The sequence below is a fragment of the Microbulbifer sp. YPW1 genome (genome assembly GCF_013367775.1).
GTDB lineage: Bacteria > Pseudomonadota > Gammaproteobacteria > Pseudomonadales > Cellvibrionaceae > Microbulbifer.
The window spans coordinates 3,950,026-3,963,208 of sequence record NZ_CP055157.1 but is presented as its reverse complement, the minus strand read 5'-3'; the positions used below and the strand labels follow the sequence as shown (position 1 = coordinate 3,963,208).

Annotated in this window: 12 protein-coding genes; 10 read left to right on the top strand and 2 right to left on the bottom strand. The window is 55.4% G+C overall.

The annotated features are described in order from the left end of the window. The first annotated feature begins 45 nt into the window (after positions 1-45). The 3 genes from HUW35_RS16060 (at position 46) to HUW35_RS16050 (ending at position 2,558) form a co-directional block, all read left to right on the top strand. On the top strand, positions 46-822 hold the full coding sequence (locus HUW35_RS16060) for a TatD family hydrolase (RefSeq protein ID WP_181253230.1): 777 nt from the start codon (positions 46-48) through the stop codon (positions 820-822). A 34-nt stretch (positions 823-856) separates the two neighbouring features. After that, complete coding sequence (locus HUW35_RS16055) at positions 857-1,489, top strand: dUTP diphosphatase (RefSeq protein ID WP_181253229.1); 633 nt, start codon at positions 857-859, stop codon at positions 1,487-1,489. Positions 1,490-1,577: 88 nt separating this feature from the next. Further along, positions 1,578-2,558, top strand: coding sequence for a malate dehydrogenase (locus HUW35_RS16050; protein WP_181253228.1), 981 nt, complete (start codon positions 1,578-1,580; stop codon positions 2,556-2,558). A 113-nt stretch (positions 2,559-2,671) separates the two neighbouring features. On the opposite strand, the gene asnS is transcribed toward HUW35_RS16050, so the two are convergent. Next, the gene (asnS, locus tag HUW35_RS16045) at positions 2,672-4,072 is read right to left on the bottom strand and encodes an asparagine--tRNA ligase (RefSeq protein WP_181253227.1); all 1,401 of its coding nucleotides are present in this window, start codon (positions 4,070-4,072) and stop codon (positions 2,672-2,674) included. 339 nt (positions 4,073-4,411) lie between these two features. Between asnS and HUW35_RS16040 the strand changes: the two genes are divergently transcribed. The 6 genes from HUW35_RS16040 (at position 4,412) to HUW35_RS16015 (ending at position 10,073) form a co-directional block, all read left to right on the top strand. Beyond that, positions 4,412-4,948, top strand: coding sequence for a DUF2244 domain-containing protein (locus HUW35_RS16040; RefSeq protein ID WP_181255760.1), 537 nt, complete (start codon positions 4,412-4,414; stop codon positions 4,946-4,948). Positions 4,949-5,055: 107 nt separating this feature from the next. Then, positions 5,056-5,532, top strand: coding sequence for a thioredoxin-dependent thiol peroxidase (gene bcp, locus HUW35_RS16035; protein ID WP_181253226.1), 477 nt, complete (start codon positions 5,056-5,058; stop codon positions 5,530-5,532). 410 nt (positions 5,533-5,942) lie between these two features. Continuing rightward, positions 5,943-6,389 carry a helix-turn-helix domain-containing protein gene (locus tag HUW35_RS16030; protein WP_043316188.1) on the top strand — a complete coding sequence of 149 codons (447 nt, stop codon included), beginning with the start codon at positions 5,943-5,945 and terminating at the stop codon, positions 6,387-6,389. Positions 6,390-6,522: 133 nt separating this feature from the next. Beyond that, positions 6,523-6,855 (top strand): preprotein translocase subunit YajC, encoded by a 333-nt coding sequence (gene yajC, locus HUW35_RS16025; protein ID WP_181253225.1) that lies wholly within the window; start codon positions 6,523-6,525, stop codon positions 6,853-6,855. 148 nt (positions 6,856-7,003) lie between these two features. Beyond that, positions 7,004-8,041: a D-cysteine desulfhydrase family protein gene (locus tag HUW35_RS16020; RefSeq protein ID WP_181253224.1), complete on the top strand. Its 1,038-nt coding sequence runs from the start codon at positions 7,004-7,006 to the stop codon at positions 8,039-8,041. Positions 8,042-8,414: 373 nt separating this feature from the next. Further along, complete coding sequence (locus tag HUW35_RS16015) at positions 8,415-10,073, top strand: sodium:alanine symporter family protein (protein ID WP_181253223.1); 1,659 nt, start codon at positions 8,415-8,417, stop codon at positions 10,071-10,073. A 97-nt stretch (positions 10,074-10,170) separates the two neighbouring features. On the opposite strand, the gene HUW35_RS16010 is transcribed toward HUW35_RS16015, so the two are convergent. Then, positions 10,171-11,505 (bottom strand): glutamine synthetase family protein, encoded by a 1,335-nt coding sequence (locus HUW35_RS16010; protein ID WP_181253222.1) that lies wholly within the window; start codon positions 11,503-11,505, stop codon positions 10,171-10,173. A 288-nt stretch (positions 11,506-11,793) separates the two neighbouring features. Between HUW35_RS16010 and HUW35_RS16005 the strand changes: the two genes are divergently transcribed. Beyond that, positions 11,794-13,101, top strand: coding sequence for an FAD-binding oxidoreductase (locus HUW35_RS16005; protein ID WP_181253221.1), 1,308 nt, complete (start codon positions 11,794-11,796; stop codon positions 13,099-13,101). The last annotated feature ends 82 nt before the right edge of the window (positions 13,102-13,183 follow it).

Genomic DNA, 13,183 nt, shown 5'->3' with positions numbered 1-13,183 from the left:
GGTCTCTGTGGCGCTTGATCCATTGGGGCCACCAACAGGTGTTCCATGCTGGTAGATTCCCACTGTCATCTCGACAGGCTCAAACTGGATAAATTTGATGGCGATCTGGACGCGGTCCTCGAACTGGCGCGCAGCCGCGGTATCGGCAAGTTTCTATGTGTCGGCATCAGTCTCGACAACGTGGAAGACGTGGTCAATATCGCCGCACGCTACGACGATGTCGTGTGCTCGGTGGGTGTGCATCCCCTGGATGTGGAGTCCGGGCTCGCGGATGTCGAAAAGCTGAAGACCCTGTCCGCTCAACCCAACGTTGTCGCTCTGGGAGAAACCGGGCTGGATTACTACTACAGCACTGAAACCAAAGCGGTGCAGCAAAAGAGTTTCGTTGCCCACCTGCAGGCCGCCGGCGAGGTAGGGTTACCGGTGATTGTGCACACTCGGGATGCCCGCGAGGACACAATCGACCTGATTCGCGAACACGGTAGTCGCGAGCACGCCGGGGTCCTGCACTGTTTTACCGAGAGTTGGGAGATGGCGAAGGCTGCCCTGGATCTGAACTATTACATTTCCCTGTCCGGTATCGTGACCTTCAAAAACGCGGAAGAACTGCGCGATGTCGCCAGACAAGTGCCACTGGAGCGATTGCTGGTAGAAACGGACTCGCCCTATCTGGCGCCGGTACCCTATCGTGGCAAGCCCAATATCCCCGCTTATGTGCGCGAAGTGGCTGAGTTTATTGCAGAGTTGCGGGGTGTCTCCTACGAAGAGCTCGCGGCGATCACCACAGAAAATTTCCACCGACTATTTCCTCGCGCTGTCTGAGCGCGAGCACTGAACAATCAGGAATCAATCAATTATGTTGCAACAGCAATTGCAGACCATGCTGGCGCTGCAGGACGGTATCAACACACTGGTCAATGAAAACTGGCGTGAGCAGAACTTCCCCTGGTACCGGGCGATCTGGGTAGAAAGTGCAGAGCTGCTGGATCATTACGGCTGGAAGTGGTGGAAAAAGCAGCAGCCGGAAATGGAGCAGGTCAAACTGGAGCTGGTAGATATCTGGCACTTCGGCCTGAGCCTGGAACTACAGCAGGGTGGCCCGGATGCGGTCGCCGCCAAGATGGAGCAGCAGCTCGCAGGGGAGCTGCCGGTTGCCGGAGATTTCCGCGAAAACCTGGAGGCGTTTACCCTTAACACGCTGTCTGGCAAACAATTCGACCTGGTCGGATTTGCTCAATTAATGGCCGACTGCGAGATGCCATTCGAGGACCTGTACCGCCGCTATGTAGGTAAAAACGTCCTCAATCGCTTCCGCCAGGATCATGGCTACAAAGAGGGTACTTACCAAAAATTGTGGCAGGGCCGTGAAGATAACGAGCACCTGGCTGAGATTGCCAAATCTTTGGACAGTGCAGCAGAAAATTTCAGCAATGAACTGTATTCGGCCTTAAAAAACCGTTATCCGGGCGCTCAGAAGGATTTGGCCTGACAAATTCGGTTCGATACCGACTAAAGGATAATGAAATTAATTAGCAAGGCCCTATAATGCGGGCGCCTGAAAACAACGGAGATACATCGTGAAAGCACCTGTTCGTGTTGCAGTTACCGGCGCCGCCGGTCAGATCAGCTACTCGCTGCTGTTTCGCATCGCTTCCGGCGAAATGCTGGGTAAGGATCAACCAGTTATTCTTCAGCTGCTGGAAATCACTCCCGCACTGGAAGCGCTGAAGGGCGTTGCCATGGAGCTCGAAGACTGTGCCTTCCCGCTGCTGGCAGGAATCGTGCAGAGCGACGACGCGACCGTTGCATTCAAAGACGCAGAGTACGCCCTGCTGGTAGGCGCGCGTCCGCGTGGCCCGGGCATGGAGCGTAAAGACCTGCTGGAAGCCAACGCGGCTATCTTCTCTGCGCAGGGTAAGGCGCTGAACGACGTTGCTGCACGCAATGTAAAAGTACTGGTTGTCGGCAACCCGGCCAACACCAACGCCCTGATTGCCCAGCGCAATGCGCCGGACCTGGATCCGCGCAACTTCACCGCCATGACCCGCCTGGACCACAACCGCGCGCTGACTCAGCTGGCGAACAAGACTGATTCCACCGTGAACGACATCACCCATATGACCATCTGGGGCAACCACTCTGCTACCCAGTACCCGGACCTGCACCAGGCCAAGGTCAACGGCGAAGACGCCATGGGTAAAGTTGAGCAGGAGTGGTACGAGAACGACTTCATTCCGACCGTTCAGCAGCGCGGCGCAGCCATCATCAAGGCTCGTGGTGCTTCTTCTGCGGCATCTGCAGCAAACGCTGCCATCGATCACATGCGCGATTGGGCGCTGGGTTCTGCCGAAGGCGACTGGACCAGCATGGGCGTGTACAGCGATGGTTCTTACGGCATCCAGGAAGGCCTGATCTACTCCTTCCCGGTTGTGTGCAAGAACGGCGACTGGGAAATCGTTCAGGGCGTAGACATCAATGATTTCTCTCGCGAGAAGATGACTGCGACCGAGACCGAGCTGGCGGAAGAGCGCGACGCAGTTGCCCATCTGCTGCCGTAAGTCTTTTACTTGCTAGCCAAGTAAAAGCAATAAAAAACCCGCACCATGGTGCGGGTTTTTTTGTGCCTGAGGTTTGATCCTCAGGCGTATCTCTCAAGGGTGAATTCCCAGGATCAGAACTTCACATTGCGCGGCGTACGCGGGAAGGGGATGACATCGCGGATGTTGCCCATGCCGGTCACGTAAGACACGATGCGGTCGAACCCGAGGCCGAAACCACCGTGGGGCACGGTGCCATAGCGGCGCAGGTCACGGTACCAGTCCAGGTGTTCTTTCGGGATATCCATTTCATCCATGCGCGCATCCAGCTTGTCCAGGCGTTCCTCACGCTGGGAGCCACCGATGATTTCGCCAATGCCCGGTGCAAGCACATCCATTGCCGCGACGGTTTTGCCATCGTCGTTCATGCGCATGTAGAACGCCTTGATGTCTTTCGGGTAGTTGAGCACGATCACCGGCTTCTTGAAGTGCTTCTCGGCCAGGTAGCGCTCGTGCTCGGAGGCCAGATCGATGCCCCAGGATACCGGGAACTCGAACTTCTCTTTACAGTTTTCGAGGATCTCGATGGCCTCGCAATAATTGATGCGCGCGAAGTCGTTATCGATGATGTTTTCCAGACGGCTGATTGCTTCCTTGTCGATGCGCTGGGCGAAGAACGCCATATCGTCCGGGCGCTCTTCCAGAACCGCACGGAATACATATTTCAGCATCTCTTCCGCAAGATTGGCGCAGTCTGCCAGGTCTGCAAAGGCAATCTCCGGCTCGACCATCCAGAACTCCGCCAGATGGCGGGTGGTGTTGGAGTTTTCCGCGCGGAAGGTGGGGCCAAAGGTATACACCTTGGACAGCGCCAGGCAGTAGCTTTCCACGTTCAGCTGGCCGGATACGGTTAGGAAGGTCTCTTCACCGAAAAAGTCCTGGGAGTAGTCCACGTCACCCTTGTCGGTCAGGGGCAGGTTGGTCTGGTCCAGGGTGCTGACACGGAACATTTCACCGGCACCTTCACAGTCGGATGCGGTGATGATCGGGGTGTGCACATAGTTGAAACCGCGTTCGTGGAAAAAGCGGTGTACAGCCTGGGCAATACAGTTGCGCACCCGTGCCACGGCACCGCTGACATTGGTGCGCGGGCGCAGGTGGGCGTGCTCACGCAGGTGTTCCATGGTGTGGCGCTTGGGTGACATGGGGTAGGTATCTGGATCTTCGACCCAGCCGACCACGGTGACGCTACTGGCGAGCAGTTCAATTGCCTGTCCCTTGCCTTCGGAAGGCTTGATGGTGCCCTCAATGTCCACTGCACAGCCAGTAGTCAGACGCAGGACTTCTGACTGGTAGTTATTGATGGAGGACTCCACCACAACCTGGATCGGGTCAAAACAGCTGCCGTCGTGAACGGCGAGGAACGACAAACCCGCCTTGGAATCGCGGCGGGTACGGATCCAGCCCTGCACACGGGCCGTTTCGCCCTCACGCTGAGTGGATTTGAGGAGGGTATCGATGGATTCAACTTGCATGATGGTGCTCTTGTTGTTCGCGTTTGCTGGTGTCGCCTTCCACTGCCCGTAGCGGGGCAGGTGCTTTCACGCGGCTATTTATGCTCGTCGTATACGCGGCTTGTGGACGCGCTCGGCTATAAACGCCGGCATCTTGCCCCCTGATTGCGCGAAAATCCAGCCCCACGGCGTAAAGAAACCGGGGTGGGAGGGGAGTGACCAGCGGGTACGCTGTCCGGCACTGATTGTAGTTGATCGGCAGCCGGCGACGGGAAGGGTGGTCTAACGAGAGACTGGATATGCGGCCGGCGTGACCCTTGGTTCAAAAAAACGCTGTCCTACACTGAAAACATCACAGTGATGGACGATGTACCCATGGTCAAAGAAGTCGGCGGCGCGCGCGGGCGCCGGGCCTGTATCCTACTCGCGCCCAATCAATCTCTCTCCCTGGCGGGGAATCTCTGGGTTTTCATTTCCCTGGTGGCGGTTTCGCTCGGTATCAGTGTTGCCTTTGCCCTGGCTGGGGCCTGGATGGTGATTCCCTTTGCGGGGCTCGAAGTGCTGTTGCTCGCAGTATTGTTCGGCTATGTCTATATGGAGGGGACGCGCCGGGAGGTGATCCGTATCAGTGATGACCGCGTAATGCTGGATACCAGCAGGGGTAATCTCAAGCGCCCGGTGTACCACACGGAGTTCGAGCGCGACAGTCTCGCCATACTGGTGCGTATGGGGTCAACGCCGGCAGAGCCTGCTTCGGTTACCTTCAGCGGTCCGGAAGGTTGCCTGGAAGTAGGAGAGTTTCTTACCGATGCGGAAAGAGCCGCACTGGTCGAAAAGCTCGGTACCTGCGGATTGCGAGCGCGCAAAGAGCAGAGCTTCAGACTGCAGGACTTTTGAATCGCGTAATGACCTTTGCGCGGTTCTAGTGGATATAATGTGCGGGGCCCGCAGCGAAAGTTGCGGGCTCTTTTTTAATCTATTGCTTTCACATCAGGGGAGAGACCATGGCGCATCCTAAGATCGGCAACCTTGCACCGGTATTTACACTGAAAAACCAGAATGGTGAAAAGGTGGCGCTCAAGGATTTCCGGGATCAGAAAAACGTCGTACTGTATTTTTATCCCAAGGCGCTGACGCCTGGCTGTACTACGCAAGCTTGCGGTATCCGCGACAGCGCTGCGGAGTTTGAAAGCCGCGACACGGTGGTACTGGGCCTGAGCCCCGATCCAGAGGCGAAGCTGCACAAGTTCATGGAGAAGCATGAGCTCAATTTCGACCTGCTCGCAGATGAGGATCACAAGGTCGCTGACAAGTATGGCTGCTGGGGCATGAAGAAATTTATGGGGCGGGAATACATGGGGCTGATTCGCACCACCTTTATTATCGACAAGGGCGGTCGCCTGCAGCACGTTATGGACAAGTTCAAGACCAAGACCCACCACGACGATGTACTGGCGTGGATTGACGAAAACCTGGTCTGACCGTTTATTGGTGACGGAATACGGGTTGGGCCGTTAATTAGACGGTCCGCATGACAGGAAAGTCCCGTGAGAATCGACCGGAAGGGTGGCGGCAGTATCTTTTTGTGCGGGAATTAAAAAAAATTTACTGTCGTCCCTTGCATTCTCCCCAGATGGTCTATACTGGCTTGTGTAAAGGAGCGCCGCTCAACCGTCTGGCCCAGAGCGATTGGGTGTGGTGCGAGGAAGTTGTACAAAAAAGAAACACTCTGGGTAGGCTTCGATGCCTGTTTTCAGGTGCGCCCCGCACCCAGGTAGTAGTCAGCGATCGCATAAAGCGGCAGAATAGCTGGCAGTGGTAAATAGGGACTCGCAGGAAGCGGGCGTAGAACAATAACCGCGGCTCAAGGAACCCATCAAGGAGCAGCTCAATGAACCATATTCAGCCAGACCAAGCTTCGCTCTCAGAAGACAAACCCCTGCAGCAGGCAAGACTGTCCGGTGATCCGAACATTCTTGATCAGTTGCTGGCGCCGCCGGAGGCAACCAGCTTCGGTATCGCCGCTCGAGTCATCGACGTGCTTGAACAACGGATTGGAAAGGCATCTCTGGCCATTCGACCGGTGGCATCTGACCTCAGTATGTCCACCCGCACTTTGCAGCGTCGTCTGCAGGAGCACAATCTCAGTTTCGCCTCTCTGCGCGATCACGTTCGTTTCCGCCACGCAGTGCATTTCCTTAAGGATACTGCGCTGAGCGTTGATGGCATTTCCCGTATTCTGGATTTTTCCGACCGGACCAGTTTCACCAGCGCCTTCAAGCGTTGGACTGGAATGTCCCCCACTGGATATCGCAGACAGGTACGCCAGCGTTTCTAAGCGCACCAGATATCAACCTCGCATCACGTAGTCCAGGGCCCCGGTAAACTCCGGTGCTCTGGATTGCCTCATTTTGTCAAAGCCGTTAGAGTTGGCCCCAGATTTTTCGACTGACTCTATCGAGGTTTAGACCATGGATTTCTTTATTCCTGCTGCAATGGCACAAGAGGCGGCTCCGGCTGCTCAGGGCAACCCGCTGATTACCCTGTTGATGTTCGGTGGCCTGTTTGTGTTTATGTGGCTGTTCATTATTCGTCCGCAGCGCAAGCGCCAGAAAGAGCACCAGGATCTGGTTGGCGCTCTGAAAAAAGGCGATGAAGTGGTAATGACCAGCGGTATGCTGGGACGTGTAGAAAAAGTAGATGATGATTACCTGATTCTGGAAGTTGCTGACAACATGAAGCTGAAGTTCCAGAAAGTTGCAGTGCATGCGGTACTGCCCAAGGGCACCATCAAGAATATCTGAGTATGCTCGGCTGCCGGTGAGCTTTTCTTTGGTGGCCCCAACGCAGATAGAAAACCCGGTACCTACATACCGGGTTTTTTTATGTCTCGTATTTTTTATCCTGCTAATGTAGTTACCCGATCGCGTTTCAGGAAAACAGGGGGATAGAGTGAACATTGAATATCCGGCGCGGGAGCGCCTGGCCAACCTGCCGACGCCGCTGCAGCCGCTCGAAAGGATCAGCGACCATTTCTCTATGCCTTACGGCGGCCCGAAAATCTGGATCAAGCGGGATGACCTGACCGAGAGCGCGATGTCTGGCAACAAGTTGCGCAAGCTTGAATTCATCATTGCCGAGGCCCGCGCCAGGGGCTGCAATACACTGATTACCTGTGGTGGCGAGCAGTCCAATCACTGCCGTGCAACGGCGCTGGCAGCTGCCAAGTGCGGACTCAAGGCGCACCTGATCTTGCGTCAGGGTGCAGGCGCAAGGGATGGTGCTGCTGTGCCGGATGGCAACCTGCTGGTGGATTATCTGGCTGGTGCTGAGGTCTCGCTCTATCCACTCAGGGAGTATATTGACCAGCTACCCAGCCTGTTTGAGTACTGGTCTGGAATCTATGAAAAGCAGGGAGACCGCGCACTTTGCATTCCTACCGGAGGTAGTGATGGTCTCGGTATCTGGGGTTACATCCAGGGTGCTCAAGAATTACTTGAGGATTGCCAGCGCGCGGGCTTTACCCCGGATCAGCTGATATGTGCCAGCGGTAGTGGGGGTACCCAGGCCGGACTGATTCTGGGAAGTCAGATCTTCGCTGAAGGCGTGCAAGTAACGGGGTATGCGGTGTGTGACAGCGCTGAATATTTTGTAAACAAGATTCGCGAAGATGTAGAAGACTGGGCGCGGCGATATCAGCAGCCTCATCGTCTTGAAATACAGCAGATCCAGGTTATTGATGACTATATCGGGCCCGGTTATGCCATTGCCACAGAAGAAATTTACCAAACCATCGCCCTGGCCGCCCAGCTGGAAGGGATATTGCTGGATCCGGTTTACACCGGGAAGGCATTCCACGGCATGCTGCAGGACATAAAAGCAGGGCGCTATGCGGATTGTGAAAACCTGGTGTTTGTCCACACCGGTGGGCAGTTTGGGGTGTTTCCCCAGCGTTCAGGATTTCGCAGCAGTTGGGCGGACGCGGAGTAGGGCGGAGAGCCCTTCGCCATAAAACCCGATGCGCGGGAGAGAAAAATTTTTCCATGGCAGCGGTGTGTACAGGAAGTGAGCGAAAAGATTTGCGACAGAATTGCCTGTTTTAGCAAAAAAATTAGAGAATTGTTTAAATCTTGGCAGAAATAAGGACTATGCTGCTGATGATTGGCGGATTACTGTTCTCTCCAGAATGAAGCTGCTAATCTGCCGTGCGCTGAATTACCCGGAACTTTTCGCTGTGCTACCAGTGAGGAAAGGGCGATTCAGATATGTCGGCGTTGCCCGGTTGTTGTTGTGCCCGAGCGCGGTGATATTGTAGGCAGGCTGGTGGAAAATTAATCAAAAATATAATGTTGTGGGGGTTGGTTTGGAATCATTCAATCAATTGTTGTTAACGCTGGATGGCTTTCTGGGGTCCGCGTTTTGGTTCCCTTATGTACTGTTGGCGGTTGGCTTTTTCTTCACCCTGTATCTGGGGTTTCCTCAGATCCGCTACTTTGGCCACGCGATCAAGATTGTCCGCGGTAAGTACGACAAGCCCGGTGATCCCGGCGATACTTCGCACTTCCAGGCACTGTCGACGGCCCTGTCGGGTACTGTAGGTACCGGCAATATCGGCGGTGTAGGTCTCGCAATCTTTCTCGGCGGCCCGGCCGCGCTGTTCTGGATGTGGGTGACCGCATTCCTCGGTATGACAACCAAGTTTGTCGAGGTAACCCTTTCCCATAAATACCGTATTAAAGCTGCGGATGGCTATTACGCAGGTGGTCCCATGTTCTACATGGAGCGTCGCCTGAACATGAAGTGGCTGGCAGTGATTTTTGCAATCGCTACCGTAATCAGCTCCTTCGGCACCGGCAGCCTTCCGCAGGTGAACAATATTGCCCAGGCCATGTACGACACCTTCGGCCTCAGCAAAATGGTAACCGGCGGTGTGCTGGCAATTCTGCTCGGCATGGTCATCATCGGCGGTATCACCCGTATCGCTAAGGTCACCTCTACCATCGTTCCCGTGATGGCGGCGCTGTACATTATCGGTGCTCTGGCGGTCATCATTTATAACTACCAGAACATCATCCCGTCTTTTGCTGCGGTATTCTCCGGAGCATTCAACGGCAGTGCGGCCATGGGTGGATTCCTCGGTGCCAGCTTTGCCTACGCTTTTAACCGCGGGGTAAACCGAGGACTCTTCTCAAACGAAGCGGGTCAGGGCTCTGCGCCGATTGCGCACGCCGCGGCACGTGCGGATGAGCCGGTGTCCGAAGGCATGGTTTCCCTGCTTGAGCCTTTTATCGACACCCTGATCATTTGTACCCTCACCGGCCTGGTGATCCTGTCTTCCGGTGTGTGGACGGAAAAACACATGAACCGGTTTGAGCGCGCGGACATGCGTGTTGTTGCCGGGAACTACACCGATAAAGATGAAGCCCACGTACGCCAGCTTTTCGGTTTCCTGAGTAATCAGGACAGCGATGTGCGTCCGTACACCGGCACCATCGTGGTTGCAGATGGCCAGGCCCTGAATACCAACGAATTCACTGTGATCAACTCCCGTTCTGTTGCTGAAGGCGTTGAATTCCGGGTAGGGGATGACAACTTCTCGGGCGTGCTCAATGTGAATGACGGCCGTCTGGTAAATATGAATGTGGATGTGTGGGGCAATTCCCTGCTGCACTCCGTAGCGTTGACCAACCGTGCATTCCAGAAAGGTTTCTTCGGGGAATACGGCAGTTATATCGTGACCTTGGGGATCCTGTTGTTTGCCTTCTCTACGGCAATCGCCTGGTCTTACTACGGTGACCGCTCGATGATTTACCTGTTCGGACCGAAGGCGGTGATGCCCTATCGGCTCGTGTATGTTGTGGCCTTTTTCTGGGCCGCAATCGAGGACACCACGGTTATCTGGAACCTGTCAGCAGTCGCCATTGTATTGATGACGCTGCCAAACCTGTTCGGTATCTCCGTGCTTGCGCGGGAGATGAAGGATACGGTCAAGGATTACTGGAAGGACCCGAGTCACAAGTAATCTTGTTTAACTGGCGAGTAGCCCGGGCCAAAGTGCCCGGGTATGCGCCCATAAAAAAACCCGGCGATTGCCGGGTTTTTTTATGGTGGGCTAGAGATTAGACGTTGAGCAACAGGTACTCCCGCTCCCAGGAGCTGATTACCCGGTTGAACTCCTCATACTCATCCCGCTTTATGGCCGCCCATGCGCGGACAAATGTATCGCCGAACATCTCCACTGCCTCGGGACATTCCGCCAGCAGGCTGAGAGCATGTTCCTGGGTGCGCGGCAGGGTAATGGGCTCTGAGGAGCAGTCGCCAGTGTAGGGTTCACTGGGTGTGACCTTGTTCATCATGCCCAGGTAGCCGCATGCCAGGGAGGTGGCGATTGCCAGATACGGGTTGCAGTCCGCACCTGGGAAGCGGTTTTCAAGGCGTTTTGCCTGGGGCGAGCTGTCTGGTACCCGCAACCCGGTAGTGCGGTTGTCATAGCCCCAGTGCAGACTGGTTGGCGCTGCCATTTCCGGGGTAAAGCGACGGTACGAGTTCACGTTCGGGGCAAAGAAGGTGATGAAGCCGGGAGTATATTTCTGCATTCCGCCGATAAAATGGCGGAAGCGTTCATTTTCTACCCCGTCATCATCTACGAAAATATTTTTGCCGGTCTTCGCGTCAATGATGCTCTGGTGCAGGTGCAATGCGCTGCCCGGCTCATCTTCCATTGGCTTGGCCATAAAAGTGGCGTAAATGCCATGGCGCAGTGCGGTCTCACGCACCGTGCGCTTGAAAGTGAAAACCTGGTCGGCAAGCTTCAGCGGGTCACCGTGCAGGAAGTTAATTTCCATCTGCGCAGTGCCGGACTCGTGAATCAGCGTGTCTACATCCAGGCCTTGCGCTTCGCAGAAGTCGTACATGTCCTCGATGATGGCCTCGTACTCGTTGGCCGCATCGATGCTGTACGACTGACGAGTCTTTTCTGTGCGCCCGGAGCGTCCCACTGGGGCAGAGAGTTTTTCGTCCGGATCGAGATTGCGTTTTACCAGATAGAATTCAACCTCTGGCGCAACCACCGGCTGCCAGCCCTGTTCCGCGTACTTTTCCAGCACGAACTTCAGGATATTTCGGGTGCTGATAGGGTGGGGTTGGCCGTCCCGGGTATAGCAGTCGTGGATAATCTGCGCCGTGGGCTCATTGGCCCAGGGGTTCAGGCGGATGGAGTCCGGGTCTGGCACAAGGAGCATGTCAGTGTCCGCCGGATCGACCAGCTCGTTGTGCTCATCGACATAGTCGCCGGTGACTGTCTGCACCAGAATACTTTCCGGCAGGCGGCTGTCTTCGGTGAGGAATTTATCGGTGGGGGTAAATTTGCCCCGCGCATTTCCGGACATGTCCGGTACCAGGCACTCGACCTCGGAAATGGAGTGTTCTGCGAGCCACTGGGTAATCTTATCCATGGTACACCTTGTTGATTAAAGGCCTTTATCCCCAAATCGGGGTTCATGTGGGCCCGCTTACAGGCCCAAGTATATAACCGCCTTCGCCACTTAAACCGGTAGTGAAGGGCGGGAACGTGTCGTGGACCAGGGGGTCTTTCGGCACGTGGGCTTTGATTATGACAAAAAACCGAATTATCATTCAAGAAATATTGAATAATGCTTCGGTTTTTAATGTTTTCGCTTTTCCAGGCCTTTCAGGGGCCATCGAGAACGCCGTTGCCCATTTGTTTGTATCGGAGATTTTTCATGGCTGTTAACGGAACAGTAACCAAGTTACTTGGCCATACCGACTCATATTACGCTGCCAGCGCCAACCCGACGCCCGCATATGGTGCGCTCGAGGGCGAGGTCGAGGCGGATGTGTGCGTTATTGGTGCAGGCTATACCGGTCTGTCCTCTGCATTGCACCTCGCTGAGCAGGGCTACAAAGTGGTGGTGCTCGAAGCAGAGCGGGTCGGATGGGGTGCATCCGGGCGCAATGGTGGCCATGTGGGCGTGGGGCAGCGCAAAGGCCAGGAAGACCTGGAAAAGATGCTCGGTCTGGAAACCGCCAAATCCCTGTGGGATATGGGGCTTGAAGCGGTGCAGCTGGTAGAGAGCTTGATCCACAAACACGATATTCAATGTGATCTGAAACGGGGGATCATGCATCTGGCGGCCAAGCCCAGTCACGATGCCGGCCTCAAAGAAGAGGTCGAACTGCTGAACGAGCGTTACGGCTACGAGCAGATCCGCTATGCGGAGAAAGAGGAAGTTCGATCCTTGGTGGGTTCTGAACGCTACTCCGGCGGACAGATTGATTCCGGTTCGCTGCACCTGCACCCGCTCAATTTTGCGCTGGGTCTTGCGGCGGCAGCCGCCAAGGCTGGCGTACAGTTTTATGAGCACAGCCGTGTCACCAGTTACACCGGCGGTAACCCCTGCGTGGTGAATACAGCCAAGGGCCGTGTACGCGCGCGCAATGTATTGCTGGCCTGCAACGGCTACCTGGGCAATCTGGAACCGCGAATGGCCGGTCGGATCATGCCGATCAACAATTTTGTGCTGGCAACGGAGCCGTTGCCCGAGGATTTGGCACGGGAATTGATAGCGAACGATTACGCGCTTCAAGACACGCTGTTTGTGATCAACTATTGGAAACTCTCCGGTGACAACCGGTTGGTTTTCGGCGGGGGAGAGAATTACACCTCCCGTTTCCCTCAAGATATTCGCGCTTTCGTGCGCAAATACATGCTGGAAGTCTACCCGCAGCTCGCCGATACCCGCATCGATTACGGATGGGGGGGGACGCTGGCGATCACCCTCAACCGGATGCCGAGTATCGGCCGTCTGGAACCCAATGTTTACTACAGCCAGGGCTACTCCGGGCACGGGGTTCCGACCGCCACTTTCGCGGGGAAAATCATCTCGGAAGTGATTGCCGGTACCGAGGAAAGGTTTGATATATTGTCGCGCATTCCGACGCGTAGCTTCCCCGGTGGGACACTGCTGCGTTGGCCGGGGCTGGTAGCGGGAATGCTCTATTACAGCTTGAAGGATAAGCTGGGCCGTTAAAATGAAAGTTGAATGATTGTTCGGTTTGTGGGATAACAGACCGGTCGCTTCAGTCGCTGGGTCCGTCCTGAGTGGTAATGAA

Coding starts and splice junctions, on each gene's coding strand:
- HUW35_RS16060 (WP_181253230.1), top strand. CDS start 46: ATGCTGGTAGATTCCCACTGTCATCTCGACAGGCTCAAACTGGATAAA.
- HUW35_RS16055 (WP_181253229.1), top strand. CDS start 857: ATGTTGCAACAGCAATTGCAGACCATGCTGGCGCTGCAGGACGGTATC.
- asnS (WP_181253227.1), bottom strand. CDS start 4,072: ATGCAAGTTGAATCCATCGATACCCTCCTCAAATCCACTCAGCGTGAG.
- HUW35_RS16040 (WP_181255760.1), top strand. CDS start 4,412: ATGGACGATGTACCCATGGTCAAAGAAGTCGGCGGCGCGCGCGGGCGC.
- bcp (WP_181253226.1), top strand. CDS start 5,056: ATGGCGCATCCTAAGATCGGCAACCTTGCACCGGTATTTACACTGAAA.
- HUW35_RS16030 (WP_043316188.1), top strand. CDS start 5,943: ATGAACCATATTCAGCCAGACCAAGCTTCGCTCTCAGAAGACAAACCC.
- yajC (WP_181253225.1), top strand. CDS start 6,523: ATGGATTTCTTTATTCCTGCTGCAATGGCACAAGAGGCGGCTCCGGCT.
- HUW35_RS16010 (WP_181253222.1), bottom strand. CDS start 11,505: ATGGATAAGATTACCCAGTGGCTCGCAGAACACTCCATTTCCGAGGTC.
- HUW35_RS16005 (WP_181253221.1), top strand. CDS start 11,794: ATGGCTGTTAACGGAACAGTAACCAAGTTACTTGGCCATACCGACTCA.